This is a genomic window from Azospirillum sp. UENF 312511, from assembly GCF_058780635.1.
This window is the reverse complement of the sequence record NZ_JBSNCG010000001.1, coordinates 271,306-296,099: the sequence shown is the minus strand read 5'-3', so window position 1 is coordinate 296,099 and position 24,794 is coordinate 271,306. Positions and strand designations below refer to the sequence as shown.

Genomic DNA, 24,794 nt, shown 5'->3' with positions numbered 1-24,794 from the left:
ATGAAGCGCCTCGCGATCATCCTTGCTCTCGCGCTCACCGGCTGCGCCGCCAGCGGACCCACACCTAATGCGGGGGGCGCCGACGCCCCCGTCCTGCGCATTGTCGCCGAGCCCGACGCCAACGGGCGCCGCCCGGTCGCGGTCGACGTGGTGCGGGTGGCCGACCCGGCGCTGGCTGGACGGCTGGCCGGGCTCGACGCCGCGGGCTGGTTCCGCGACCGCGAGGCGCTGAGCGCCGAGGCCGGCAACCGCATCGCCATCGCCTCCTGGGAGATGGTGCCGGGCCAGAGCGTGCTCCTGCACAGCCTGCCCCCTTTCGCCACCGCCCCGACCCAAACCCTCGTCTACGCGCTGTACGGTGCGCCCGGCGCCCACCGGCAGACGCTGGACGGCGCCGGCGCCCTGGACGTGCGGCTGGGACGGGAAAGCTTCACCGTGGCTCCGCTGACGGAGGGAACGCCGTGACCGCCCAACTCGCCCCGGCCCACCCCGCTGTGGCGCCGAAGATGGCGCCCGCGGGGGCCAAGCCCGCCGGCACGCTGGCCCTGTTCCGCACCTTCCAGGAGGACCTGCTCGCCGGCTGCGCCGACGCGCAGGCCCCGGCGGGGACGGTGGCCGACCGCCTGACCGCCACACTCCACAACATGAGCGGTGCCGCCGTCTCGCAAGGGCCGGGCGCGCACGGCACCGTGGTCAAGGCGGTCTTCGCCATGGCCATGCTGGCCGACCGCGCGCTCGCCCAGACGCGCCCCGCCGACGCCGTGGTCTCCAGCCGCCTGTTCGGCGCGAACGCTTCTCTGCAAACCCTGTTCGTCCAGGCCGACGACCTGATCCGCCAGGGCGCCAAGGCCGACCGCGGGCTGGCCGCCGTCTATCTCGCGGCGCTGGCGCTGGGCTTTCCCGACGACGCCCAGGCGACCGCCCGGCGCCCCGCCCTGCACCGCATCGTCGTCGGCGAGCGCGCCGCGGCCAGCCACCCGAGCCCACGCGCCTGCGAACCGCCGGAAGGCGCCGTGCCCGGCTATCTCGCACCGTCCGGACGGCGCTGGTGGTGGGCGGTCGGCGGGACCGCCGTGCTGTTCCTCGTAATCTCACATCTGCTGTGGGCCGGCGCCGTCGGCGGCATCCAACGCGATCTGAGCGGCGCCCGCGCCGCGGTCGAGGACATGGGGCTGTCATGGTCCTACTGATGCTCACGCTGGAGCTGGTGCTCTCCACCATCGGCTCCGCCATCGTCTATCTCCTGTCCTTTGCCGTCACGCTGGCGCCCTACGCGCTGCTGGCGCTGCCGCTCTACATCTTCTATCGCCTCGGCCGGATGGTCTGGCCGAAGCTGCGCGGCTGGCGGCGCAAGCCCGCCGCCAAGGCCACCGGGCGGAAGGCCCCCGCGCGCCGGGCCGCCCCGCCGGCGCCGCTGCGCGTCCGCGCCGAGGCGCCACCGCCGAAGAAGGCCGCCGCCGACACGCCGCCCAACGCCCGCGTCTATGGCGAAGGGCTGGACATCCTGACGCGGCAGATGCGCGGTCCCCTGCGCCGCGGCGACATCCCGTGGTTCCTCGCCTTCGGCGTCGGCGGCCCGGCCCTGCTCGCCACCGACCCGACCCATGTCCGCTGGCCGGAGGACGGCAATGGCGAGAACGGCTGCTGGTGGTTCTGCGAAGGTGCCGCGATCCTGCACGCCGGTGCCGATTCCGCCGACGGCTCCCGGCTGGGGGCCTCCTGGCCGGCGCTGGTCGCTGCAATGCGCAAGCGGCCGATGCGCCGCCCGCTGGACGGCGTCCTGCTGATGGTCGGCGCCGACGAGCTGCGCGCCGCCGCCGAGCGCCCCGGTCCACGTGACGCGCTGGCCAAGCGGGGCGCCGCCTTGCGGGAGCGTCTGCGGACCCTGCGCGACGATCTCGGCGTGGTCGGCCCGGTGCATGTGGTCGTGGTCCGCGCCGAGGCGCTGGACGGCTTCACCGATCTCTGCGCCGCCATGCCCTCCGCCCTTCTGGACGGCGTGCTGGGATGGACCAACCCGCAGGACTGGGCCAAGCCCTTCGAGCCGCGCCGCATCGACGAGGCGTTCGAGGCCATCGCCGCCGACATCGCCGTGCTGGAGGCCGACGCCTTCGCCGCCGGCACCGCCGGGGTGCGCCTGCCGCTGCTGCCGGCGTCCCTGGACACGCTGCGCCATCCGCTGGCGCTGTTCCTCGACAGCGCCCTGGGTGGCGCCCTGGGCGGCGATGACCAGACCGAGCCCTTCCCGCTGCGCGGCATCGCCCTGACTGGCGCCTACGCTCCGGCCACCGGCGGGCGCCGCCCGGTCTTCGCCCGCAACCTGCTGCCGGGCCGCGCCTTCGCCGAGGCCGGCTACGGGCGGCCGTCCGACGCCGCCTACCAGCAGGCCCACAAGCGCCGCCGGATGGCCCAGGCCGCGCTCGCCGCCTCGGTCGCCGGACTGTCGGTCGCCGCGTGGCAGGGCGTGTCCAGCGTGTCCGCCGGCAGCCCGCCGGTCGCCGCCGCCACCGCCGACCTGCGCCGGGCGCTGCTGGCGCGCGACGCCGTCACCGATGGCGCTCTGGCCGGTCGGGTGATCGCCGCCACCGCGGTGATGGAGCGCAGTCCCCTCGCCACGCCGCTGCTGCCGACCTCGCTGTTCAGCACCTTCGACGAGGACAAGAAGCGGCTCGCCTCCGTCACGCTGCGCCGCTCGGTGCTGCGGCCGATCCGCGACGCCCTGCTGCCCAGCGCCACCATGGCCGACCTGCCGCCGGTCGCTAACCCGCGGACGGTCGAAGACCTCCCCGCCTTCCGCCGGCTCGCCGAGCAGCTCGACCGCATCGGCGGGCGGCGCGACGCGCTGGAGCGCTACGACCGCTTCCGCCGCAACAGCGGCTTCGACGAGCTGAACGCGCTGGCCGAAAGCGTCTACGGCGCCGTCCCCCGGTCGCCGATGACGGCGACGGACGGCTACATCACCCGCATCGCCGCGGGCGCCGACCTGCCCAACCTCGACGCCCGGACCATCGCCGCGGCGGTGCGCGCGGAATCGGTGCAGCTCGCCACCCCGCTGGCCGAGGAGCTGTACGGCCGCAACCCCCTGCGCCAGCGCGCCGAGGCCCTGGCCGAACGGCTGCGCGGCCTGCCGGAGACGCCGACCGCCGAGGATGTCGACGACGTCCGCCGCCTGACCGGGGCCGTCGCCGAAGCCGTTTCCTGGCCCATCGCCGCCGCCCTGCAGGAGCCCGCCCGCGGCCTGCCCGACGCGATCCGCGTGGCGCTCCAGAAGGCCGCCATCGCCGATTTGCCGGGCCGCGACACCACCGACCGCATCACCGAAGCCCTGTCCACCGCCGCGACCGGCGCCCGCGCCGCCGTCCTGGCGCTCGACGCGCCGCAGACCGGCGCCCTGTTCGCGGTGGGTGACGGCGGAGCGCTGGTTCTCAACCCGGCGGTGACCGCCCTGCCGGACGCCCTGGCCGCCGCCCTGCCCGCGCCGGCTCCTGATGCTCCGCCCGCCGAAGCCGTCAAGCCGGCCGAGGCCAAGCCCGCTGCGCCCAAGCCCGTGGAACCAAAGCCCCTTTCGCCCGAAGCGGAGCCGGCCAAGCCGGTCGCGGCGGCCCCGACTCCCCCGCCTCCGCGGCCGGCCCCGTCGCCGGAACCCGCGCCGCCGCCCTCCGTCGTGGAGGCGCCGGCCGTCGTCGCGCATCTGCCGGTCCCGCCCAGAATGCCGGTGGAAACCCCGGTTCCGGACAGCGACGTCGCCCTGTCGAAGCTGTCCACCGCCTTCGCACAGACCCTCGCCGGGCGCTTCCCCTTCGTCGGCCCCGAGCAAGCGCGCGGCGCGTCCGACGCCGACCCGCAGGACGTCCGCCGCTTCTACCGCCAGCTCGACGAGCACCGGGTGGCGGTGATGCGGACCGCGACCCCCGAGGTCGCCGCCTTCCTGGAACGGATGGAGGCCGCCCGTCCCCTGCTGGAGGCCATCGCGCGCCCGGCCCCCGTCAGCGTCCGTCTCACCTACGGCGCCAACCGCGCGCAGGAGGTCGGGGCGGAGCACATCATCGACTGGTCGGTGCGTTCGGGCGCCAGCGCGGTGGGGGCGACGGCCAACAGCGGGACGCTCGCCTGGACACCGGGCCAGCCGGTCCTGTTGAGCGCCCGCTGGGCCTCCGGGTCGCCCTTCCGTCCGAAGGGCGCGCCGGCGGGCGGAACCGCCGCGGCGACCGGCGACACCATCACCCTGGCCGAGCGTGGGCCGTGGGCGCTGCTGCGCCTGCTGAAAGGCCACGCCCCGTCGTCGTCGCGGGACGGCCTGCTGCTGCGCGTCGCCCTGCCCACGCAGACCATCGAGGGACAGCCGGTGCGCGACACCGTCCTGGTACTGGGGGCGGCGGTCAGCACGGGCGGGCGCAACGAGCTTCCGGCGCGCGCCCTCGATCTGCCGTCGCGCTTCCCGCAAAGGTAGTCGACGCTGTTATACAAAGAAAAGCTGATGATGAACTTTGTTACAATTCGTAGAAAGATGACGCAGCTTCCAACAAAAACACCGACGGCGGTCATAGGCATTTAATGCGTTGTTAAGCACTGAAAATGTATCAAGTCGTTGGGACATATTGGATCGTTGGGCAGTCATTCTTTGCCCACGACAGTCCCAAGAATCACTCTCTAATTTACCAGCAACAATAGGGGCATTCTTTTACCAATCGCTTAGGCAGCGGTTGATTGGCGATGCTTTGTTTCTTTCGGAATGCCAAATTTGCGACGCATAACGTCTCAAAACGTGTGTCTGAGCTTATCGTTTCCACCTGGAATCAACCTCACCTGTCCCTCGAAAGGTTTCGGATCATGGTAGACCGCAAGAAGCGCGCCCAGGAACTGATCAAGTATCACAGCTACGCCTCGGGCGCCTTCGGACTCATCCCCGTTCCCGGCGCAGACGTCGCCGCGGTCAGCGTGGCCCAGCTCAACCTGATCCATAAGCTCGCCAAGCTCTATGAGATCGAGTTCGCACAGGAGCGCACCCGCGCGATCATCGGCGCGCTGATGGGCGGCGTCATGCCCGGCGCGCTGAGCTCCAGCGTGCTCGGCTCCGCCGTGAAGGCCGTTCCGTTCATCGGCACCGCCCTGGGCGTCGCCGTCATGCCGGCCCTGTCGCTGGCCGCCACCCAGGCGCTCGGCCGCGTGTTCGCGCAGCACTTCGAAACCGGCGGCACGCTGCTGGACTTCGACGTCGAGGCGATGCGCGAGCATTTCCGCAAGGAGTTCGAGGCCGCCCGCAACGACGCCGCCAACAAGAGCGAGGCCGGCGAGGCCCCCGCCGCGGCGCCGCAGATGGAAGAGCAGCCGGTCCAGAAGGCCGGCTAAAGCGGATTGTAATCCGCTTTGGACCGCGACGGCGGTCCCGGTCGCACATGCGACCGGAGCCCGCCTCTCGCGGGAACAGAGTTCCCGCTGGCGGCAGGCGGATGCCATCGGCATCCGCTGAGAGCCGGCGAATGAGGCGATAAGAGTCTAAAGCGAACGGAAGTTCGCTTTAAGGGCACGACGCCGGGGCGCCGGGCAAAGAAGGAAGCATCGCCGTGTTCGAGCTGATCTACATCGGTCTCTGCCTGCTGGTCGGGTTTCTGGGGATCGGCCGCCGCGGCGGCTTCCTGCTTTACGCCTTCCTGGCGGTGGTTCTGACCCCGCCCGGCGCCCTTCTCGTGATGATCCTGCTGACCACCCGCAGCAAGAAGCGGGCGAAGGCATGACGGCGGCGACGGCGTCCGTCCTCCGCCCGGCCCTGCGGCTCCTGCTGCCGGTCCTGCTGGCGCTGTTCGCCGCGATCCTTCCGGCGCGCGCCGAATACTGGACCATCGCGTCGGAAGACCATTTCCCGCCCTACAACTACTCCTTCAACGGCACCCGCACGGGGATCGACACCGAGATCGTCGTCGCCCTGCTGAAGGAGCTGAACATCACCCCGGTCCACCGGCCGCTGTCCTGGACCGAGGTCGTCCGGTCGATGGACGAGAACACCGCCGACGTCGGGTTCCAGTTCATCGCTTCGCCCGCCCGTTTCGCGCAGTACAACATGATCGGCCCGTTCCGCACCGGCACGACCGTCTTCATGGTGCGCAAGGACTCCCCCATCGCCTTCGAGCGGCTGGAGGACCTGACCCCCTACCGCATCGGCGTGGTCGATGGCTTCGCCTACGCGCCGGACTTCGACGCCGCGACCTATCTGGAAAAGGTCCCGTCGAGCAGCAACGTGGTCAACTTCCGCCGCCTGATCCTGGGCCGGGTGGACGTGATCGTCGGCGACCTGCATGTGCTGAACCACATGGCCAAGCAGGACGGGCGCCTGAAGGACGTGCGCGTCCTGCCCAAGCCGCTGGGCCTGATCCCCCGCTACATTGCCATGCCCAAGGCGCGCAAGGAGAAGGCCGAGCGGTTGCAGGCCGCCTTCGTCAAGCTGCGCGACAACGGCACGATCACCCGCATCCTCAACTCCTGGCTGGCGGAGTGAGGCGGAGCGATGAGCAAGAGCAAGACAACCAAGCGTGTCGCCCCCAGCCGGCCCGTCTCGGCCCTGCTGCCCCTGATCGGGCTGGCCGACCGTGAGATCCTGACCCGGCTGGTGGTGACCGGCTGCGTCGCCGCCACCGCCAACCTCATCAGCCTGATGAGCCTCAGCGCCGAGCTGAACGGCTGGATGCGCGGCGAGGTGCTGGACACGCCCTTCCTGATCTTCTGCCTGTCGCTGCTGGTCTCCTACGCCTTCAGCAAACGCTTCGTCGGGCTGGTGCTGACCACCGGCTTCAGCGCGCTGGCCGGGGTGCGGCGGCGCTTCCTGCAGACCGTCACGCTCGGCAACCACGCCGACATCCTCGACATGCAGGCGCGGCGCTCCTTCGACCTCGGCAACCACCATCTGGAGCGCATCGCGGCGCTGCTGCCCAACCTGTCGATCGCCGCCAACATGATGCTGGTGGCGGTCGTGGCCTACCTCTACCTGTGGACGCTGACCACGGTGGGCGCCACGCTGCTTCTGGTGGCCGGCGCGATGATCGGCGGCTGGTACGTGCGCGAGGCGCAGCGGACCCGCGCCCTGCTGGGCCAGGCCAAGGAGTCCGAGGTGCGGATGCTCCAGGGCTTCTCCGAGATCGTCGGCGGCAACGCCGAGATCAAGCTGGGCAAGGCGCGGCGCGACGAGCTGGCCCAGGCGGTCGAGGCGGACGTCGCCCAATGGGAGGACCTGAAGCGGCGCCACGGGCGCAATCTGGGCGAGCTGTTCTCCTGGATCGCCACCATCGTCATCGGCTTCTCCGCGGTCTTCGTCTTCATCTTCCCGCGCATGGGCGCGCTGTCGGCGGCGGAGCTTCCGCTGGTGACCTCGGTCATCCTGTTCCTCGCCCGGCCGCTGTCGAAGTTCCTCAACGCCGTGCCCGACTACATCGCGGCGGAGGATGCGGCGAACCAGCTCACCACCCTGCTCGCCGCCATGCCGGCGGCGGAATACGCGCCGTCGAAGCTGGCCCGCGCGCCGCGCCGCTTCTCCGCCATCGAGCTGCGCGGCGTGCGCTTCGCCTACCGCGCCGGGCTGCGGCCAGAGCCCTTCGTGATCGGTCCCATCGACATGACCATCCCGGCGGGCAGCGTCGTCGGCATCGTCGGCGCCAACGGGTCGGGCAAGTCCACCCTGCTGCGCGTCATCCCGCTGCTGTTCCGCCCGGACGAGGGTCAGGTGCTGCTCGACGGGCAGGCGGTGGAGGGCGACCGGCTGGAGTCCTACCGCGACCTGTTCTGCGCGGTGTTCCAGGACCACCACCTGTTCACCCGCCTGCCGCAGGGGCCGACCTTCGACGCGGAGCTGTTCCGCGAGATGCTGGCCTATCTGAAGATCGACCATCTGGTTCCGGAGACCGGCGACGGCCTGCTGAACCGCGACCTGTCCAAGGGCCAGCGGCGCCGCGTCGCCCTGGCCGTCGCGGTCGCGGAGGGGCGTCCGATCATCATCCTCGACGAATGGACGTCCGACCAGGACGCCGAGTTCCGCACCCGCTTCACCAACGAGATCATCGGCAAGCTGCGGGCGCTCGGCCGCACGGTGATCTTCGTGTCGCACGACGGCAACGCCGCGTCGGTCTGCGACGTGACCATTCACATGACCAACGGCCACATGACGAACGGGCAGACGGACACGCCGGCCGACAAGGCCGCGTCCCGCCCCGCCACGGCTTTGCTCCAGGAGACCGCGTGACATGGCTGACCAGGCCTTCACCTACGACGACGCCGACGCGACGCCGCAGCCGAAGTCGCGCCTGCGCGCGCTGCTCGGCAACTGGTACGACGAGCACCGCCGGTCGCTGCTGTGCACGCTGCTGGTCGGTATCCTGATCTTCCTCTACTTCGCGCCGTCAATCGTCGTCTTCATCCCCGCCGGCCACGGCGGCGTGCTGTGGAAGCGCTTCCACCAGGGCACCCAGATGGGCCCGGCCCTGGCCGAGGGCGTGCACGTCATCTTCCCCTGGGACAAGATCGAGGTCTACGACCTGCGCCTGCAGGAGGACACCCGGTCCTACTCGGCCATCGCCAACGACGGCCTGAACGTCAGCATCGAGATCACGGTGCGCTACCGCCCCTACGCGGAGATGCTGGCCGCCCTGCACAAGAACGTCGGGCCGAACTATCTGGAAGTGCTGCTGGTGCCGGAGGTCGGGTCGGTCTCGCGCGAAATCGTGTCGCGCTTCAAGGCCGACGAGCTTTACGCCCATCGCCGCCTGCGCGTTCAGACCGAGACCTTCGAGCAGGTCGCCGACCGCGTGATGTACGCCCAGATCATCGGGGCCGAGGACACGCCGAAGCCCGACGGGCGGACCAAGACCGGCTACCTGCTGATCCAGGACATCCTGATCCGCAACGTCTCGCTGCCCGAGGCGATCATGGTGTCGATCGAGCGCAAGATCCAGCAGGACCAGGCCGCCCAGGAATACCAGTTCCGCCTGCAGCGCGAGCTGTTCGAGAGCCAGCGCAAGCAGCTCGAAGGCCAGGGCATCCGCGCCTTCCAGGAGACGGTCCAGGCCAACCTGACCGAGAACTACCTGCGCTGGCGCGGCATCGAGGCGACGCTGGAACTGGCCCATTCGCCCAACGCCAAGATCGTCGTCATCGGCAACGCCGCCAGCGGCGGGCTGCCGCTGATCCTCGACGCCGCCTCGGGCCAGGGCGCCACCCTCCCGATGCCGGGCGCCCCTGCCCCGGGCGCGCCGCAAGCGGGGGCCGCGACGGTCACCATGCCGAGCGGCCTGCCGGTGCCGCCCGCCGCGCAGCTCCCCTCGCTGAGCGGCGAGGGCACCCCCGGACAGGTGCCGGTCGCCCAGATGCCCAGCCTGAACACCGCGGGCGCCGAACCCGCGCCGTCCACCGCGGGCCACGCGCCGACGGCGCCGGTCCCCGGCGTCAAGCCCCAGGCGGCGGGTGGTGCCGCGGGGGCCGCCAGCGGACCGGCCAAGGACGGAAAGGCCGCCGCGGCCCCCATCCTGTCGAACATGTCGCCGTCCCGCCTGCTCGACCTCATCCAGTCCAAGTGAGCCGGCGATGGATCTCTGGCGCATCCTGAGACGCGACGCCCTGCGCAACATGCAGCCGCTGATGCTGCTGGCGGTGCTGGCGGCGGCCCTCAACCTCGCCCTGCTGACCTCGCTCAACAGCGCGCTGGTCATCATGGACGATCCGGAGGGGTTGCAGCGTCTGCTGTTCATCTTCCTGCTGTCCGCCTTCTCCTGGCGGTTCGCGCAGGGCTGGATGATGAGCGCGGCGTCCAAGCGGATGCAGGCGGCGCTGGCGATCCTGCGCGTCGACCTGCTGCGCCGCGCGGTGGCCGCCGACCTGCCCGACGCCATGGCGGTCGGGTCCACCCGCCTCGCCCAGGTCGCCGGGCCGGAGCTGCAGCTTCTCGCCCAGGCGGTGCCGACGCTGGTCATCAGCTTCCAGTCGGTCGCGGCGATCCTCCTCTGCCTGCTCTACCTCGCCACCCTGTCGAACGCCGCGGTGCTGATCGTGCTGGCCTTCCTGACGGTCGGCGGCGTCCTGATCACCCGCTCGGTCCTGCGGCTGGAGCGGCTGTCGGAGACGATCCACGAGGCCGAGGGCGCTCTGTCGGAGCGGTCGGACCACATCCTGCAGACCCTGCGCGAGTGCAAGCTGAACCGCCGCCGCGCCGCCAACGCGCTGTCCGACGCCACCGCCTGTGCCGAGGCGCTGCGGACCGAGCGCCACCGCTTCGGCGCCGAGTACAGCCACTACTTCACGCTGAGCGAGCTGACCTACTACGCGGCGCTGGCCGGGATCATCTTCCTGCTGCCGGCGGTGTCCAGCACCGACATCACGACCGTCGTGCTGGCCGGCCACGCCGCCGCCTTCATCGCCTACCCGGTCATCACCATCGTCGCCTCCTACCCCTCCTACATCAGCGCCGAGACCGCCGCCCGCTCCTATCTGGCGGTGGAGGCGGAGCTGAAGGCGCCGCCGCGTCCTGCGCAGCGCCGGGCCAAGGACGCGCCGCCGACCGGCTTCGCCGACTTCGCCACCATCGCGCTCGACGGAGCGTCCTACCGCCACCCCGGGCGCGATGGCACCGGCTCCTTCACCGTCGGTCCCATCGACCTGTCGGTGGAGCGCGGCGACGTCGTCTTCGTCACCGGCCACAACGGCGCCGGCAAGAGCACGCTGATCCACATGCTGCTCGGCCTCTACCCGGCGCAGCGCGGCAGCCTGACGGTGGACGGCGCGGTGGTGACGGCAGACACGCTGGGCTCCTACCGCGATCTGTTCTCCGTCGTCTTCTCCGACAACCACGTCACCCGCCAGCTCTACGGCGCGGTGTCGCTGGAGGACGGCTTCGCCGACGAGTTGCTCGACCTGCTGGAGATGTCCGACAAGGTGGCGGTGGAGGACCGCGCCTTCACGACGGTGGACCTGTCGCAGGGGCAGAAGAAGCGCCTCGCGCTGGCCGCCGCCCTGCTGGAGCGCAAGCCCGTGCTGGTGCTCGACGAATGGGCCGCCGACCAGTCCCCCTATTTCCGGCGGAAATTCTACCGCGAGATCATTCCCTGGATGAAGGCGCGCGGCATCACCGTGATCGCCGTGACCCACGACGACGCGTATTTCGACGCCGCCGACGTGCAGATCCAGGTGGAGCAGGGCGGTATCCGCCGGCTCGACACCCCTGCCCTTCCGGCCCCCGACCTGCTGCCCGCCTGATCCAGACCAGCGGATCGGGGCCAGCGGATCGGAGCCACCGACCGAACCCTCCCCTCCCCCAGACGCGAGACCGAGGCACACCATGATCCTTCTCACCGGCGGCACCGGCTTTCTCGGTGGTTCCTTCTACCTCGACGCCGTCAAGAACGGGACCGCGGCGGACTGCCTGCTGCTGATCCGCGGCGCCGACGAGGCCGCCTGCCGCTCCCGTCTCGCCACCAACCTGATGCGCTGCGTCGACCGCGCCACGGCCCAGGCCTACGCCGATCTCTGCCAGATCATTCCGGGCGACCTGCAGTCGCTGGCGACCAGCGCCGACCCGCGGCTGGACGCGGTGACCCACATCGTCCACGTCGCCGCCGACACCTCCTTCGACAGCCGGCATTCGGTCTGGCAGATCAACGTCGACGGCACGCTGGCGCTGGCCGCCCGCGCCCGTCGCATGAAGCACCTTCAGCGCTTCCTGCACATCGGAACCGCCTTCTGCTGCGGCGAGACGCCGTGGCTGGAGATGGTCGAGGAGGCCCCGGCCCCCGGCCACGACACGCCGCACATCGTCGAATACACCCGCAGCAAGGCGGCGGCGGAGCGCGCCCTGGCCGCCGGCTTCCCCGACCTGCCGATCGTCGTCTGCCGCCCGTCCATCGTCGTCGGCCACACCGCGATGGGCGTGCGCCCGAGCGCCAGCATCTTCTGGTTCTTCCGGCTGGTCGACCGCACCGGCGTCCTGCCCTGCTCGCCGGACGGCTTCATCGACATCGTTCCGGTGGACTGGGCCTCGGCACGGCTGCACGACCTGCTGCGCAAGCCCGAGCTGAAGCACAATCTCTACCACCTCTCCGCCGGCCTCGGCAGCCGGACGACCTGGAGCGACTTCCAGGCCGCCTTCGCCACGCACGGCCATGAGGGCACCCGCCCCTACAGCTTCTTCGACCCGAAGGGTCCGGAAGGCTGGAAGCCCTTCGACCGCGCTTTCCGCCTGGCCTTCCCGCAGCGCGACATCCTGCACCGGACGATGATGGCGGGCGGGCGCAAGTACCACCGCTTCACCGCGCAGGACATCGCCTTCGACAACAGCCGTCTGCTCGCCGAGGGCTTCACCCCGCCGCCGCGCTTCGCCGACTACATCGGCGTCTGCCTGACCAACCCCGGCACGACCATCGCCGAGCAGTTCGTCGACGACGCCGCCAGCTTCGAGTTCGACGAGTTGCTGTCGTCCAACGCCGAGGCCCCGGCCGGGTCGCCGGCCACCGCCGCCGCCTGAGCCCCATCGCCGGAGAAGGACGCCATGCCGCTCCTCATCGCCACCCGCCTCGCCTCCAGCCCGATCCACGGGCTGGGGCTCTTCGCCGAGGAGGCGGTCGCCGCCGGCACGCCGGTGTGGGCGTTCGACGCCCGCATCGACCGCCTGCTGGAGCCCGACGACGCCGTGCTGGCGGAGTTTCCGCAGGTCGCCCGGCTGATCGACTTCCACGGCTGCGTGATCGAGGGGGTCGGCGTCCTTCTGCCGGGGGACGACGCCCGGTTCCTCAACCACGCCGATGGTCCGTCCATCGGGCGGGCCGATCCCGGCGACTGGCGGCGCTTCGTCGCCCGCCGCGACATCACCGCCGGGGAGGAGATCACCTGCAACTATGAGGACATCTGCGCCGACGTGCGCGAGGCCGGGGCGGCGCTCTATCTGACCGGGGCCGGGGCCGGGGCCGGAGCAGAGGGATGACCACGCCCGCGGCGCGTCCTCCCCTGCGGACCAGCTTCGTCGAGCCGGCAGCCCTGACGCCGGAGCGGCGGGCGGCGATGTTCGCCCTGCTCAGCGTCTGGTTCGAAGGTTACGGCGAGGACTATTTCAACGAGGAGTTGGAAGACCTCGACCACTGCGTGGTGCAGGAGGATGCCGGGACCGGTGAACTGGTCGGCTTCGCCACCGTCTACCGGCAGGCGATGGAAATCGACGGCACCGCCGTCGGCGCCTTCCACACCGCCCATTGCATCCTGGAGCGCCGCTTCTGGGGGTCGAACGAACTTGTGCGCTCGATGGTTGCCGAAATGGTCGCCCGCGCCCGCGCCGACCGTTCGGGACGGCTGTGGTACTGGAGCTACAGCGCGGTCGGCTACCGCTCCTACCGCTACATGCCGATGCTGTTCGTCCGCCACACGCCGCAGTTGGACACGGAGCCCGACGACCTCGACCGGACGTTCCGCGATCACATCGGGCGGGAGTGCTTCGCCCATTACTACGACGCCGACACCGGCACCGTGGACTGGCAGTGGCAGGGCTACGGCCTGACCGAGGAGGCCCGCGCCATCAGCGAGGCCAAGCTGGACAGCCCGGCCGTCGCCCAGTTCAGCCGCATCAACCCGCGCTGGGCCGACAGCGTGGAGATCCTCTGCCTCGCCCGGCTGCAGGACGACAACCTCACCGCCTTCGGCCGCCGCTGGTTCTGTACCAACCCTCTCCCCTCCGGGGAGAGGGTGGCCCGAAGGGCCGGTGAGGGGGTTGCGCTTTTACCGAACGGTCCGACACGCGCAACCCCCTCACCCTAACCCTCTCCCCGGAGGGGAGAGGGGATTTTAAAACATCGCCCCCGCAAGCCTCGACCCTGGAATGACGACGCCCATGAACACCTTGTCCCTTCGCGCCGCCGCTCTCGCCGGCACCGCCTTCGCCGCCCTGACGTCGGCCCCGGCCCTGGCCGAGCCGAGCTTCGACCTGATCCTCGGCGGCGACGCCTATTTCCAGGGCGCCTACATCCGCCAGCAGCAGGACGAGGGCCTGCGCCCGCGCGAGTTCGCCAACCGCTACCGTCTGGTCGTCACCCCGACGGCCACCGCGGACAACGGCCTGACCTACGGCGCGCGGCTGCGCATCGTGGCGGGCAACGGCGATCCGACCGTCTCGACCCGCAACATCGAGAACGACCGCGCCTTCCTCTTCGCCAACGGCGCCTTCGGCACGATCCAGGCCGGCGTCATCAACGGCCTGTCGGACGAATACGGGATGATCGGCCCGAACGTCGAGGGCGTGGCCGGCAGCCCGGACAGCAACGGCATCCTGTTCCTCAACGGCTCCTCGACCTTCGGCGCCCTACCGCTGGCCGCCACCAGCCTGCGCACGCTGATCGCCTACGACACCGGCACCAAGCTGGTCTACATCACGCCGAGCTTCGGCGGCCTGTCGGCGGCGGTGTCTTACATGCCGCGCAGCGGCGACTCCAACACCTCGGTCAACCGCCGCACGACCGACGCGCTGGGTGACCTGCTGTCGTTCCGCGACGTGGTCGAGGCCGGCGGCGCCTTCCAGACCGCAGTCGGCGACTTCAGCATCGAGGGCAGCGCCTTCTACGCGACCGGCAAGGCGGTGCGCCAGACCGACGGCGTCGTCGGCCAGTCCTTCGAGGACCTGAACTCCGTCCATGTCGGTGCCAACGTCGGCTATGGGCCGGTGAAGGTCGGCGCCAGCTACGCCTACAGCGGCGACAGCGGCTATGCCGAGGGCCTCGCCCAGACGCGGGCGCAGCAGAATTGGATCTTCGGCGCGCAGTACACCGCCGGACCGCTGCTGTTTGCCGCCAACTACCTGCGGGCGCTGGGCAACGACAGCGCGACCATGTCCACGCCGAGCAAGGCGGACATCTGGCAGGGCGGCGTCACCTGGACCGTCGCCCCCGGCTTCACCGCCGGGCTGGAGTACGACTACGTGCAGTCCGCCCTGCAGGCAGCCCGTCCCGACGGCGGCGACCTGAAGGACCGCGCGCACATCGTGATGCTCGACACTCGTCTGGCGTTCTGATCACGCTGACCGCTGCGGCCTTTGGAAAGCTCCAGGGGCCGCAGCGTTTTCGCGCCATCGACCTTCGCTTAAATCGTTTGTTGGCACCACGGAGCGCGGTCTACCCTGGCCGTCCGAACCAACGTCAGAAGGGTGCGCCGGTGTTCGCGTTTCATCTCGCCTTTCCCATCCGGGACATCGAGGAAACCCGCCGTTTCTACGTCGATGTCCTGGGCTGCCGCGAAGGGCGCTCCACCGAGCGGTGGATCGATTTCGACTTCTTCGGCAACCAGATTTCCGCCCACCGCTCGTCCGAGCCGCGCTCGACCGAGACCAGCATGGTCGACGGCAAGGCGGTGCCGCTGCATCATTTCGGGGCGGTGCTGCCGCGCCCGGTCTGGGACGCGCTGAGGGAACGGCTGGAGGCCGCCGGCGCGACCTTCCTCTTGGAGCCGCAGATCCGCTACCCCGGCAAGCCGTCGGAGCAGGGGACCTTCTTCGTCCTCGACCCCTCCGGCAACGGGCTGGAGTTCAAGAGCTTTACCAACGAATCCGGCATGTTCGCCCAGGTCGAGGCGACCTGACGCACCGAGGCAGGGCCTACACCGGCGGGGCGGCGTCCGTGGCCGAGGGTGCCGTCGTCTGCGCCGGCGGGGCCGCCGGCACGTCGTCGCTGCCCTCGCTGCGGTCGCGGTAGAGGGCGGCGCGGGCGAGCAGCATCAGCGTGATCGGCGTGGTCACCACCATGAAGATGGCGATCAGGATCTCGTGCAGAACCAGCCGCGACTGCAGCACGGTGAAGCACAGCATCGAGGCCAGCAGCACGGAGCCGATGCCCATGGTGGTCCCCAGCGTCGGGGCGTGGACGCGCTCGTAGAAGCTGCGCAGCCGCACGAACCCGATGGACCCGATCAGCGCCAGCGAGGCGCCGAGCAGGAGCAGCAGCGCCACCGGGATCGCCGCCCAGACCGGCAGGTCGGCCAGATGCGTCATTCGATCACCTCTCCGCGCATGAGGAACTTCGCCAGCGCCGCCGTCGCGACGAAGCCGAGCAGCGCGATGATCAGCGCCGCCTCGAAATAGAGCGTGCTGCCGGTGCGGATGCCGAAGGTCAGCAGCAGCATCGTGGCGTTGACATACAGCGTGTCGAGCCCGAGCACCCGGTCCTGCGCCCGCGGCCCGCGCAGCACGCGGATGGTCGCGCAGGCCATGGCGGCGACCAGCAGGATCTGCGCCAGGAAGATCGACCAGAGCAGCAGCGTGGCGGTCATTCGAAGATCTCCATCAGGCGCTTCTCGTACCGTCCCTTGATGGTGTCGATCCAAGTGCTCTCGTCGACCAGATCGAGGATGTGGAGAAGGATGGTGTTGTTCGCGGAATTGTACTCCACCCAGATCGTCCCCGGCGTCGCCGTGATGATGCAGGCCAGCGTCGCCAGACCGTAGGGCGCGCGCATGTCGAGCGGGATGTGGAGGAAGCCGGACACCCGCTCCGTCTTCCGCGGGTTGAGGATGATCTTGACGACCGCGAGGTTGGAGCGGGCGATGTCGGCCATCACAAGCGCGGCCAGCGCGAAGACGGCGCGCGGCCGCTTCAGCCGTCCGCCCGGCGGGTCGAGCGCCGCAAATCCCCAGACCGCGACGGTCGCCAGGATGCCCCCCATCAGGATGGAGCCCAGCGCCACGCTCTCGGTCAGCAGCAGCCACATCGCCACGAGCGCGGCGGTCAGCAGCGGGTACGGCCACCAGCGCTTCATGGCGCGACCCCCTTGCCGGTTCCGGGCGCGGCGGTGGTCATCACCCCCTGGACGTAGCGTTCCGGCCCGTGAAGCGAGCGGGCGGTGTCCTCCATGTAGCGCATCACCGGACCGGCCTGGACGGTCAGCGCCACGCAGAGCGCCAGGAGCATCATCACCGGACCGAGTTCCACGAGCCGCACGCGCGGCAGATCACCGGCGGGCGACGCCCAGAAGACGTCGATGCCGGTGCGGCTCATCGCGACCACCGTCGCCAGACCGGACAGGATCAGCGCCGCCATCAGCGCCCAGGTGGTGAAGGGCAGCCCCTCCGCCCCCTGCGCCAGCATCGGCGCCAGGATGGCGAACTTGGCGAGGAAGCCGGACAGCGGCGGCAATCCTGCGAGAAGCAGCGCGCAGGCCATGAAGGCGATGCCGAGGATCGCCATGATCGCCGGGATCGACACGCCGATGGCGTCGTCGTCGTCCGACTCCTCGTCCTCGCCCTCACCGAAGGCCTCGCGCGTCACGGCCAGCACGTCGGCGCCGACCATGCGGCCGCGCTCGACCAGCTCGATCAACAGGAACAGGCCGGCGATCGCCAGGACGGAGCTGGTCATGTAGAACAGCGCGCCCCCGGTCACCGCCACCTGCCCGGCGCCGACGGCGGCCAGCAGCGTGCCGGACGACACCAGCACGCTGCCCCCGGCCAGCCGCGCCAGATTCTGCGTCGCCAGCACCGCGATGGAGCCGAAGGCAATGGTCAGGACCCCGCCGATCAGCAGCCAGTGCCCGCCGAACCCCGCCGAGGTGCCGGCGCTGTCGCCGAAGACCAGCAGCCAGATCCGGATGATGGCGTAGATGCCGACCTTGCTGAGGATCGAGATGATCGCCGCGGACGGCGCACCGACCGTTGTGTAGGTGTTCGGCAGCCAGAAGCCCAGCGGCCACATGCCCGCCTTGATCAGGAAGGCGACGCCGAGGATCGCCGCCCCGGCCTCCAGCAGCCCACGGTCCTCCGGCGCGACCCCGGCGATGCGCACGGCCAGCTCGGCCATGTTCAGCGTGCCGGACACGCCATAGATCATGCTCACCCCGATCAGGAAGAGCAGGGACGCCGCCAGATTGATGGCGATGTAATGCAGCCCGGCGCGGACGCGGGCGAGGCCGGAGCCGTGCAGCGCCAGCCCGTAGGAGGCGGCCAGCATGATCTCGAAGAAGACGAAGAGGTTGAACAGATCGCCGGTCAGGAAGGCGCCGTTCAGACCCATCAGCTGGAACTGGAACAGCGAATGGAAATGCGCCCCCGCCTTCTGCCAGCGCGCCAGCGCGAAGACCAGAGCGGACAGCCCCAGAATGCCGGTCAGCACCAGCATCATCGCCGACAGCCGGTCGAGCACCAGGACGATGCCGAACAGCGACGGCCAGTCGCCCAGCCGGTAGACGCGCACGGTGGCGTCCGCCCCCGTGGCGGTGTGGTCCGTCAGATAGAGCAGCAGCACCGCCAGCGCCAGCAGCGTCGACGCCGACGCCACGCCGAGCGTGGCCTTCAGCGCCCGCCGCCGCTCGTCGATCAGCATCAGCAGCGCGCCGACCAGCAGCGGGATGATGATCGGCGCGATCACCAGATGATCCATCCACCCGTTCACCGGGACTTCTCCTTACCGTCCACATGGTCGGTTCCCGTCAGGCCTCGCGCGGCGAGGAGCAGGACGAGGAACAGCGCCGTCGTCGCGAAGCTGATGACGATGGCCGTGAGGACCAGGGCCTGCGGCACCGGGTCGGCGTGGGTGGCGAGGCTGCCGGCCATGCCGCGCTCCAGCACCGGCGCCGCCCCCGTGCGCAGGCCGCCGGTCGAGAAGATGAAGAGGTTGACGGCGTAGGAGAGCAGCGACAGGCCGATGATGACCTGGAAGGTGCGGGGACGCAGCAGCAGCCAGACGCCGGAGCCCGTCAGCACCCCGATCCCGAGGGCGAGGATAAGTTCCATCAGTCGTCTCCGGTTGCGGCGGTCGGGGCGCCGGTCGGGGCATTGGTCGCGACCGGAGCGGGCGCCGCGGGGGCGCTCGCCGCCGGGGCGCGGGGTGCTGCGGCGCGATGGCCGCGGACCGACTGGCGGGCCAGCGCGATCAGGGTCAGCATGGTGGCGCCGATGACCAGAGCGAACACGCCGATGTCGAACAGCAGCGCGCTGGCCGTCGGAATCTCCCCGATGAGCGGCAGGTCCGCGTAGGCGAAATAGGTGGTCAGGAAGGGCCGCCCGAACAGCAGGGCACCCAGGCCCGTGCCGGCGGCCAGCAACAACCCGAGGCCCATCCAGCGCAGCGGCAGCACGCGCAGCCGCGCCTCCACCCACTGCGTGCCGCCCAGCATGTATTGCAGGATCATCGCGATCGAGCCCATCAGCCCCGCGGCGAAGCCGCCGCCGGGCAGGTCGTGGCCGCGCAGCAGCAGGAACAGCGCGACCATGCCGACCACCGGGAACAGCAGACGCGCGATCACCGACGGAACCAGCAGCCAGTCGGCCACCGTGTCGCCCTCCCGCCGCTCGGGCCGGGCGATGTCATAGGCGCTCTGGTCGCGCTGCTGCTCCGGCACGTCCACGCTGTCGGGGGCCGGGCGGAAGCGGCGCAGCAGCGCGTAGGCGGTCAGCGCCACCACGCCCAGCACGGCGATCTCGCCCAGCGTGTCGAATCCGCGGAAGTCGACCAGGATCACGTTGACGACGTTGGTGCCGCCGCCCTCGGTGTAGGCGCGCTCCAGGAAATGCTGCGCGAGGATTTCCGGCGGGAAGCGGGTCATCACGCCGAAGGCCAGCCCGGCCATGCCGAGCCCGGCGGTGATGGCGATGGCGAGGTCGCGCAGGCGGCGGCCCGTCCGCATCACTTCCGACGTGCCGGTGCCGGGAAGCCGCTTGGGCAGCCAGCGCAGGCCGAGCAGCAGCAGGATCGTGGTGACGATCTCGACCAGCAGCTGGGTCAGCGCGAGGTCGGGGGCGGAGAACCAGACGAAGGTGACGCAGGTCACCAGACCGGTGCCGCCGAGCAGGATCAGCGCGGCGAGGCGGTGGAACTTGGCCTGCCACGCCGCCCCCAGGGCGCAGGCCGCGCCGATCGCCCAGATCAGGGCGAGCACGGGGTCGATGCCCTGTGGCACCAGATTGCCGGGCCCGAGCCCGCGCCGGTAGACCGCCCAGCCCGCGGCCAGGATGGCGACGCAGACGACCAGACGGAGCTGGGGCTGCAGGCGCCGGGTGCCCAGCAGGCCCTCCAGGGTCCGGGCGAGGCGCCAGGACAGGAAGACCATGCTCCGCTCGAACATGCGGCGGCCTTCCAGCCGGCTGATGAAGGGCGGGCCCTCGATGTTGTTCCGGAACAGCGGCTGCAGCAGGAAGTAGAGCGTCACGCCGGCCGCCAGGGCGAGCAGGCTCATCACCAGCGGCGTGTTGAAGCCGTGCCAGACCGCCAGGCTGTATTCCGGCGTCGCGGCGCCGAGCGCGGCGTGGGCCGCCATGTTCAGATACGGCCCCACGGTGGCCGCGGGCAGCAGCCCGATGATGATGCAGGCCAGCGCCAGGATCTCGACCGGCAGCCGCATCCAGGCCGGCGGCTCGTGCGGCAGGTGCGGCAGATCGACCGGGTCGGGGCCGAAGAAGGCGCCGTGGATGAAGCGCAGCGAATAGGCCACGGCGAAGGCGCTCGCCACCATCGCGGCGAAGGGCAGGATGTGGAGCAGCAGCGGCAGCGACGCCTGGGCCGTCAGCGTCTCGGCGAAGAACATCTCCTTCGAGATGAAGCCGTTCATCAGCGGCACGCCCGCCATGGCCGCGGCGGCCACCATCGCCAGCCGCGTCGTGAAAGGCATGAAGCGGTTCAGGCCGGACAGGCGCCGGAGGTCGCGGGTCCCCGTCTCATGGTCGATGATGCCGGCGGCCATGAACAGCGACGCCTTGAAGGCGGCGTGGTTGAGGATGTGGAAGATCGCCGCGACCATGGCGAGTTCGCTGTTCAGCCCGAGCAGCAGCGTGATCAGCCCGAGATGGCTGATGGTCGAATAGGCCAGAAGTCCTTTCAGGTCGTTCTGGAAGATCGCCACATAGGCGCCGATCAGCAGGGTGGCCAGGCCGGCGCTGCCGACGATCCAGAACCACGCCTCCGTCCCCGCCAGCACCGGCCACAGCCGGGCCATCAGGAAGACGCCGGCCTTCACCAGCGTCGCCGAATGCAGATAGGCCGAGACGGGGGTGGGCGCCGCCATGGCGTGCGGCAGCCAGAAATGGAACGGGAACTGCGCGCTCTTGGTCAGGGCGCCCATCAGGATGAGGACCAGCGTCGGCAGGTAGAGCGCGTGCTCGCGGATCTTGTCGCCCGAGGCCAGAACGACGTCGAGGTTGTAGCTGCCGACGATGTGGCCGAGCAGCAGCACCCCCGCGAACAGGCACAATCCGCCCGTCGCGGTGATGGTCAGCGCCATGCGCGCGCCGTCGCGCGCCGCCGCCGTGTGGTGCCAGTAGCCGATCAGCAGGAAGGAGAAGAGGCTGGTCAGTTCCCAGAAGAAGGCGATCTGGATCAGATTGCCGGAGAGCACCACCCCCGTCATCGACCCCATGAAGGCCAGCAAAAACGCGAAGAAGCGCGGGACCGGATCGTCCGCCGACATGTAATAGCGCGCGTACAGCACGACGAGCGCGCCGACCCCGAACACCAGCCCGGCGAACAGCCAGGCGAAGCCGTCCATCCGCAGCGTGAGGTCGAGGCCGAGCGACGGCATCCAGGCCATCGAATGGCGGATCACCCCGCCCGCCGCCACCGTCGGGTAGGCGGCCCACACCAGACCCAGCCCGATGATCGCGATCGCACCGGCCAGCCACGCCGCGGTGTTGCGCGCGTGCGTCGGCAGCATTCCGGCGACGATCGCGCCGACGAACGGAAGGCCGGTGGCGGCCAGGAGCAACAGGGCGTCGGACATGGTCTGTGACAATGGGGTCTCGGGCAATCGGAGGGGCCAAAATGCTGAGAACTGTCGGCTTTACGAATATAGGAAGGATGGGGGTCCCTCGCCGCGCCGGCCAGACGTCGTCAGGTCAGAAATCGTCGTCGTCAGGCTCCCGTTCGGCGTTGGGGGGGAGCGCCTGCCGGACGAGTTGCACCACCGTGTCGGGCGTCTCCGCCTGACGCAGCTTGCGCAGGGATTGCGGATCGCGCAGAGCCTTGCAGATCTCGCCCATGACGGGCAGCAGGCCCTTGCGGGTCGCGGTCGGCCAGAGGACGAGGAAGAACAGGTCCACCGGCTCGTCGTCGCGGGCCTCGAAATCGATGGGTTTGCGGAGCCGCGCGAACAGGACCAACGGGTTTTCCGTCCCGCGCAGCTCCGTGTGGGGAAGCGCCACGCCCTTGCCCAGCGCCGTGGAGCCGATGTGCTCCCGCGCCTGCAGGGCCTTGAGAATCTCCTCCTTGGGGGTCCCGATGCGGCTGGACGCCTCGGTGGCGAGAAGGTCGAGCAGGGTTTCCTTGTTGGCCGGCCCTGCATCGAGAATGACGTTGTGTGCGGACAAGAGGTCCGAGATGTTCATTCCTGTCTCCATGGGTGGCAAACCTTCCGTCTCCTGTCCTGACCGTCCGCGGTCCGTGCCGGGATGGCCCTGAACCAACAGACTTCCAATCAAATTCGGCACGCCTTGTCCACAGTGCCAACACCCTCAGCGCCAATCGTCGTCGGCACCGGTGGCCGCCCCACCCCACGGACACGCAGCCCCGGTAAGGCCCGCGCTTCGCAACACACCTCGTTCCTCTACCGCCCTTGCCGCAGGCTCCACACCCATTTTGGGAATGGAATCGCGCCCCGCAAGTGGCAGGGTAGCCATCCATCTACGTCTTGGCCGCGGCTGTAATCCCACAATCCGTGCTGCGGGGGCGAAAAAGCGGACGGGCGATGCGAGGCGGCACCGCCTGGAAGGGCGATCCGGGAAAGACACGGAAGCCTGAAAATTATCAAGGGCTTGCGCCCATGCGGGACGCCCCGCCCTTCCCCGCGCCATGGGGAAAGGGCAGGGCAGCACCATCCCGTCCTTACGCGAGCATCCGCACCGGCTCGCCGGCGTGCCAGGCGAGGATGTCGTCCAGCGCGTCGCGGTAGAAGACCTCGTAGTTCTCGCGGGTGACATAGCCCAGATGCGGCGTCAGCACCGTGTTCGGCGCCTCCAGCCAGGGGCTGTCCACCGGCAACGGCTCCACGGGGAAGACGTCCAGACCGGCGCCCGCGATGCGATGCTCGTGCAGGGCCGCCAGCAGGGCCTCCCCGTCCACCAGACCGGCCCGCGACGTGTTCACGAAGAAGGCCGAGGGCTTCATCGCGTCGATGTCGTCCGCCCCGACCACGCCGCGCGTCCGCTCGCCCAGCACCAGATGGACGCTGACGATGTCGGAGGTGGCGAACAGGTCGTGCTTGTCCAGCCGGGCGACACCCGCGGCGGCGGCCCGCTCGTCGGTCAGGTTGGGGCTCCAGGCCGCGACCTCCATCCCGAATGCCTGACCGACCCGCGCCACCTGGGTGCCCAGCTTGCCCAGCCCGACGAGGCCGAGGCGTTTGCCGGCCAGCCCCTGCGTCAGGCCTGCCTGCCAGCGCCCGGCGCGCAGGCCGCGCTCCTCCTGCGGGATGCGCTTGACCAGCGCCAGGATCAGGCCCCAGGTCAGCTCCGCCGTCGGGGTGCCGACCATGCCGGTCCCGCAGACGGTGATGCCGCGGGCCTTGCAGGCCTCCAGGTCGATGGCGTTGTTGCGCCCGCCCGTGGTGACGAGAAGCCGCAGGTTCGGCAGCGCGTCGATCAGCGACGCGGGGAACGGCGTGCGTTCCCGCATGATCACCAGAACGCTGTAGGGAGCCAGCGTGCCCGCCACCTCCTCCGCCGGGATCGGCCGTTCGAAGACCGTCAGCGCGCTGCCGTTGGGCAGGCGATGCCACTCCGCCAGATCGCGCGCGACGTTCTGGTAATCGTCGAGGATGGCGATCTTCATCACGGCTTCGCGACGTACGGCGCCAGGTTGGCCCGGATGCGCTCCACCGCCGGCGTGACTTCTGTCGGAATCTGGAAGGTCTGGCCGGTGATGGTCTCGAACGCCTCGATGTAGATGCGGGCGGCCTCAAGCACGACCTCCGCCGGGATTTCCGGGATGGCGTCCTTGTAGGGGTCGCAGCGCTGGGTGACCCAGCTCCGCACGAAGTCTTTGTCGAAGCTCTCCGGGCGCTGCCCGGCCTCGTACCGCTCCGGATAGCTGGCGGCGAACCAGTAGCGGCTGCTGTCCGGCGTGTGGATCTCGTCGGCCAGGATGATGTTGCCGGCCTCGTCGAAGCCGAACTCGTACTTGGTGTCGACCAGGATCAGGCCGCGCGCCGCCGCGATCTCGCGCCCGCGGGCGAACAGGGCCAGCGCCTTCTCCGTCACCTCGTCCCACTGGGCCTGGGTCAGCAGCCCGCGCTCCACGATCTGGGCGGCGGTCAGCTCCTCGTCATGGCCGGCGTCGAACGCCTTGGTGGTCGGGGTGATGATCGTTTCCGGCAGCTTCTGGTTCTCGCGCAGCCCGTCGGGGAAGACGTGGCCGTACATCTCGCGCCGGCCCTTCTTGTACATCGTCCACAGCGAGGTGCCGGTGGTGCCGGCCAGATAGTCGCGGACCACGATCTCCACCGGCATGATGGTCAGCCGCTTGGCGACCACCACGTTGGGGTCCGGGTATTCCAGGACATGGTTCGGGCAGAGGTCCTTCGTCGCCTCGAACCAGTAGCGGGCAATCTGGGTCAGCACCTGCCCCTTGAAGGGGATGGCGGTCAGGATGATGTCGAAGGCCGACAGCCGGTCGGTGGCGATGATGACGCGCCGCCCGTCGGGAAGGTCGTAATTCTCGCGCACCTTGCCCCGGTAGTGGTTGGGCAGCTCGGGAATGGCGGCGTCCTTGACGACGTTGGACAGATGCGGAGCAAGCTGAGCGGTATCGACCATGGTTCCAGATCCGGCAAAAGGGAGGCGCATGATAGCGCAATCGCCGCGCGGGGCCAGCGCGGTTA

23 protein-coding genes are annotated in these 24,794 nt (G+C 70.1%); 14 read left to right on the top strand and 9 right to left on the bottom strand.

Translation table 11 applies throughout. The annotated features are described in order from the left end of the window. From ACWPN7_RS01400 to ACWPN7_RS01335, 14 genes are all read left to right on the top strand, one after another. Positions 1 to 465 (top strand): hypothetical protein, encoded by a 465-nt coding sequence (locus ACWPN7_RS01400; RefSeq protein ID WP_407824227.1) that lies wholly within the window; start codon positions 1 to 3, stop codon positions 463 to 465. After that, positions 462 to 1,190 carry a hypothetical protein gene (locus ACWPN7_RS01395; protein WP_492273092.1) on the top strand — a complete coding sequence of 243 codons (729 nt, stop codon included), beginning with the start codon at positions 462 to 464 and terminating at the stop codon, positions 1,188 to 1,190. The genes ACWPN7_RS01400 and ACWPN7_RS01395 overlap by 4 nt, the downstream gene beginning before the upstream one ends. Then, positions 1,178 to 4,450 carry a type VI secretion protein IcmF/TssM N-terminal domain-containing protein gene (locus ACWPN7_RS01390; protein WP_492273091.1) on the top strand — a complete coding sequence of 1,091 codons (3,273 nt, stop codon included), beginning with the start codon at positions 1,178 to 1,180 and terminating at the stop codon, positions 4,448 to 4,450. The genes ACWPN7_RS01395 and ACWPN7_RS01390 overlap by 13 nt, the downstream gene beginning before the upstream one ends. Before the next feature lie 380 nt (positions 4,451 to 4,830). Then, positions 4,831 to 5,349 (top strand): YcjF family protein, encoded by a 519-nt coding sequence (locus ACWPN7_RS01385; protein WP_459197760.1) that lies wholly within the window; start codon positions 4,831 to 4,833, stop codon positions 5,347 to 5,349. A 215-nt stretch (positions 5,350 to 5,564) separates the two neighbouring features. Next, positions 5,565 to 5,735 carry a hypothetical protein gene (locus tag ACWPN7_RS01380; RefSeq protein ID WP_172428501.1) on the top strand — a complete coding sequence of 57 codons (171 nt, stop codon included), beginning with the start codon at positions 5,565 to 5,567 and terminating at the stop codon, positions 5,733 to 5,735. Then, positions 5,732 to 6,493 (top strand): substrate-binding periplasmic protein, encoded by a 762-nt coding sequence (locus tag ACWPN7_RS01375; protein ID WP_492273090.1) that lies wholly within the window; start codon positions 5,732 to 5,734, stop codon positions 6,491 to 6,493. The genes ACWPN7_RS01380 and ACWPN7_RS01375 overlap by 4 nt, the downstream gene beginning before the upstream one ends. Before the next feature lie 9 nt (positions 6,494 to 6,502). Next, positions 6,503 to 8,227: an ATP-binding cassette domain-containing protein gene (locus ACWPN7_RS01370; RefSeq protein ID WP_451994685.1), complete on the top strand. Its 1,725-nt coding sequence runs from the start codon at positions 6,503 to 6,505 to the stop codon at positions 8,225 to 8,227. 1 nt (position 8,228) lies between these two features. Next, a complete protein-coding gene (locus ACWPN7_RS01365) occupies positions 8,229 to 9,557 on the top strand; it encodes a prohibitin family protein (protein WP_349621037.1) in 1,329 nt (442 codons plus the stop codon). Positions 9,558 to 9,564: 7 nt separating this feature from the next. Continuing rightward, entirely contained in the window at positions 9,565 to 11,229 is a 1,665-nt protein-coding gene (locus ACWPN7_RS01360) for an ATP-binding cassette domain-containing protein (RefSeq protein ID WP_040134666.1), read from the top strand. An 82-nt stretch (positions 11,230 to 11,311) separates the two neighbouring features. Further along, positions 11,312 to 12,493 carry an SDR family oxidoreductase gene (locus ACWPN7_RS01355; RefSeq protein ID WP_200774881.1) on the top strand — a complete coding sequence of 394 codons (1,182 nt, stop codon included), beginning with the start codon at positions 11,312 to 11,314 and terminating at the stop codon, positions 12,491 to 12,493. Positions 12,494 to 12,517: 24 nt separating this feature from the next. Further along, positions 12,518 to 12,949: an SET domain-containing protein gene (locus ACWPN7_RS01350; protein ID WP_459197759.1), complete on the top strand. Its 432-nt coding sequence runs from the start codon at positions 12,518 to 12,520 to the stop codon at positions 12,947 to 12,949. After that, positions 12,946 to 13,773, top strand: a complete 828-nt coding sequence (locus ACWPN7_RS01345) for a hypothetical protein (RefSeq protein WP_492273089.1) — start codon at positions 12,946 to 12,948, stop codon at positions 13,771 to 13,773. Before ACWPN7_RS01350 ends, ACWPN7_RS01345 begins: the two co-directional genes overlap by 4 nt. A 73-nt stretch (positions 13,774 to 13,846) precedes the next feature. After that, positions 13,847 to 15,019 (top strand): porin, encoded by a 1,173-nt coding sequence (locus ACWPN7_RS01340; protein ID WP_459197757.1) that lies wholly within the window; start codon positions 13,847 to 13,849, stop codon positions 15,017 to 15,019. Between the two features lie 140 nt (positions 15,020 to 15,159). Next, entirely contained in the window at positions 15,160 to 15,582 is a 423-nt protein-coding gene (locus ACWPN7_RS01335; protein ID WP_459197756.1) for a VOC family protein, read from the top strand. A gap of 16 nt (positions 15,583 to 15,598) precedes the next feature. Here ACWPN7_RS01335 and mnhG read toward each other — a convergent pair whose 3' ends face one another. From mnhG to ACWPN7_RS01290, 9 genes are all read right to left on the bottom strand, one after another. Then, positions 15,599 to 15,991 carry a monovalent cation/H(+) antiporter subunit G gene (gene mnhG, locus ACWPN7_RS01330; protein WP_137104478.1) on the bottom strand — a complete coding sequence of 131 codons (393 nt, stop codon included), beginning with the start codon at positions 15,989 to 15,991 and terminating at the stop codon, positions 15,599 to 15,601. Next, a complete protein-coding gene (locus tag ACWPN7_RS01325) occupies positions 15,988 to 16,269 on the bottom strand; it encodes a K+/H+ antiporter subunit F (protein ID WP_014197930.1) in 282 nt (93 codons plus the stop codon). Before ACWPN7_RS01325 ends, mnhG begins: the two co-directional genes overlap by 4 nt. Further along, entirely contained in the window at positions 16,266 to 16,754 is a 489-nt protein-coding gene (locus ACWPN7_RS01320) for a Na+/H+ antiporter subunit E (RefSeq protein ID WP_040134676.1), read from the bottom strand. Before ACWPN7_RS01320 ends, ACWPN7_RS01325 begins: the two co-directional genes overlap by 4 nt. Beyond that, entirely contained in the window at positions 16,751 to 18,382 is a 1,632-nt protein-coding gene (locus ACWPN7_RS01315) for a monovalent cation/H+ antiporter subunit D (RefSeq protein WP_459197755.1), read from the bottom strand. Before ACWPN7_RS01315 ends, ACWPN7_RS01320 begins: the two co-directional genes overlap by 4 nt. Beyond that, positions 18,379 to 18,723 carry a Na+/H+ antiporter subunit C gene (locus ACWPN7_RS01310; RefSeq protein ID WP_014197933.1) on the bottom strand — a complete coding sequence of 115 codons (345 nt, stop codon included), beginning with the start codon at positions 18,721 to 18,723 and terminating at the stop codon, positions 18,379 to 18,381. The genes ACWPN7_RS01315 and ACWPN7_RS01310 overlap by 4 nt, the downstream gene beginning before the upstream one ends. After that, the gene (locus ACWPN7_RS01305; protein ID WP_456526264.1) at positions 18,723 to 21,713 is read right to left on the bottom strand and encodes a monovalent cation/H+ antiporter subunit A; all 2,991 of its coding nucleotides are present in this window, start codon (positions 21,711 to 21,713) and stop codon (positions 18,723 to 18,725) included. The genes ACWPN7_RS01310 and ACWPN7_RS01305 overlap by 1 nt, the downstream gene beginning before the upstream one ends. Positions 21,714 to 21,816: 103 nt before the next feature. Next, positions 21,817 to 22,305 carry a PTS sugar transporter subunit IIA gene (locus ACWPN7_RS01300; RefSeq protein WP_149651256.1) on the bottom strand — a complete coding sequence of 163 codons (489 nt, stop codon included), beginning with the start codon at positions 22,303 to 22,305 and terminating at the stop codon, positions 21,817 to 21,819. A 496-nt stretch (positions 22,306 to 22,801) separates the two neighbouring features. Next, the gene (locus tag ACWPN7_RS01295; RefSeq protein ID WP_200774887.1) at positions 22,802 to 23,746 is read right to left on the bottom strand and encodes a D-2-hydroxyacid dehydrogenase family protein; all 945 of its coding nucleotides are present in this window, start codon (positions 23,744 to 23,746) and stop codon (positions 22,802 to 22,804) included. Further along, positions 23,746 to 24,729 (bottom strand): phosphoribosylaminoimidazolesuccinocarboxamide synthase, encoded by a 984-nt coding sequence (locus ACWPN7_RS01290; RefSeq protein ID WP_459197754.1) that lies wholly within the window; start codon positions 24,727 to 24,729, stop codon positions 23,746 to 23,748. The genes ACWPN7_RS01295 and ACWPN7_RS01290 overlap by 1 nt, the downstream gene beginning before the upstream one ends. Between the last annotated feature and the right edge of the window lie 65 nt (positions 24,730 to 24,794).

Excerpts from the sequence above, each read along its gene's own strand:
- ACWPN7_RS01400 (WP_407824227.1), top strand. The coding sequence starts at position 1 with ATGAAGCGCCTCGCGATCATCCTTGCTCTCGCGCTCACCGGCTGCGCC.
- ACWPN7_RS01390 (WP_492273091.1), top strand. The coding sequence starts at position 1,178 with ATGGTCCTACTGATGCTCACGCTGGAGCTGGTGCTCTCCACCATCGGC.
- ACWPN7_RS01385 (WP_459197760.1), top strand. The coding sequence starts at position 4,831 with ATGGTAGACCGCAAGAAGCGCGCCCAGGAACTGATCAAGTATCACAGC.
- ACWPN7_RS01375 (WP_492273090.1), top strand. The coding sequence starts at position 5,732 with ATGACGGCGGCGACGGCGTCCGTCCTCCGCCCGGCCCTGCGGCTCCTG.
- ACWPN7_RS01370 (WP_451994685.1), top strand. The coding sequence starts at position 6,503 with ATGAGCAAGAGCAAGACAACCAAGCGTGTCGCCCCCAGCCGGCCCGTC.
- ACWPN7_RS01365 (WP_349621037.1), top strand. The coding sequence starts at position 8,229 with ATGGCTGACCAGGCCTTCACCTACGACGACGCCGACGCGACGCCGCAG.
- ACWPN7_RS01360 (WP_040134666.1), top strand. The coding sequence starts at position 9,565 with ATGGATCTCTGGCGCATCCTGAGACGCGACGCCCTGCGCAACATGCAG.
- ACWPN7_RS01355 (WP_200774881.1), top strand. The coding sequence starts at position 11,312 with ATGATCCTTCTCACCGGCGGCACCGGCTTTCTCGGTGGTTCCTTCTAC.
- ACWPN7_RS01350 (WP_459197759.1), top strand. The coding sequence starts at position 12,518 with ATGCCGCTCCTCATCGCCACCCGCCTCGCCTCCAGCCCGATCCACGGG.
- ACWPN7_RS01345 (WP_492273089.1), top strand. The coding sequence starts at position 12,946 with ATGACCACGCCCGCGGCGCGTCCTCCCCTGCGGACCAGCTTCGTCGAG.
- ACWPN7_RS01340 (WP_459197757.1), top strand. The coding sequence starts at position 13,847 with ATGAACACCTTGTCCCTTCGCGCCGCCGCTCTCGCCGGCACCGCCTTC.
- mnhG (WP_137104478.1), bottom strand. The coding sequence starts at position 15,991 with ATGACGCATCTGGCCGACCTGCCGGTCTGGGCGGCGATCCCGGTGGCG.
- ACWPN7_RS01325 (WP_014197930.1), bottom strand. The coding sequence starts at position 16,269 with ATGACCGCCACGCTGCTGCTCTGGTCGATCTTCCTGGCGCAGATCCTG.
- ACWPN7_RS01320 (WP_040134676.1), bottom strand. The coding sequence starts at position 16,754 with ATGAAGCGCTGGTGGCCGTACCCGCTGCTGACCGCCGCGCTCGTGGCG.
- ACWPN7_RS01310 (WP_014197933.1), bottom strand. The coding sequence starts at position 18,723 with ATGGAACTTATCCTCGCCCTCGGGATCGGGGTGCTGACGGGCTCCGGC.
- ACWPN7_RS01300 (WP_149651256.1), bottom strand. The coding sequence starts at position 22,305 with ATGAACATCTCGGACCTCTTGTCCGCACACAACGTCATTCTCGATGCA.
- ACWPN7_RS01295 (WP_200774887.1), bottom strand. The coding sequence starts at position 23,746 with ATGAAGATCGCCATCCTCGACGATTACCAGAACGTCGCGCGCGATCTG.
- ACWPN7_RS01290 (WP_459197754.1), bottom strand. The coding sequence starts at position 24,729 with ATGGTCGATACCGCTCAGCTTGCTCCGCATCTGTCCAACGTCGTCAAG.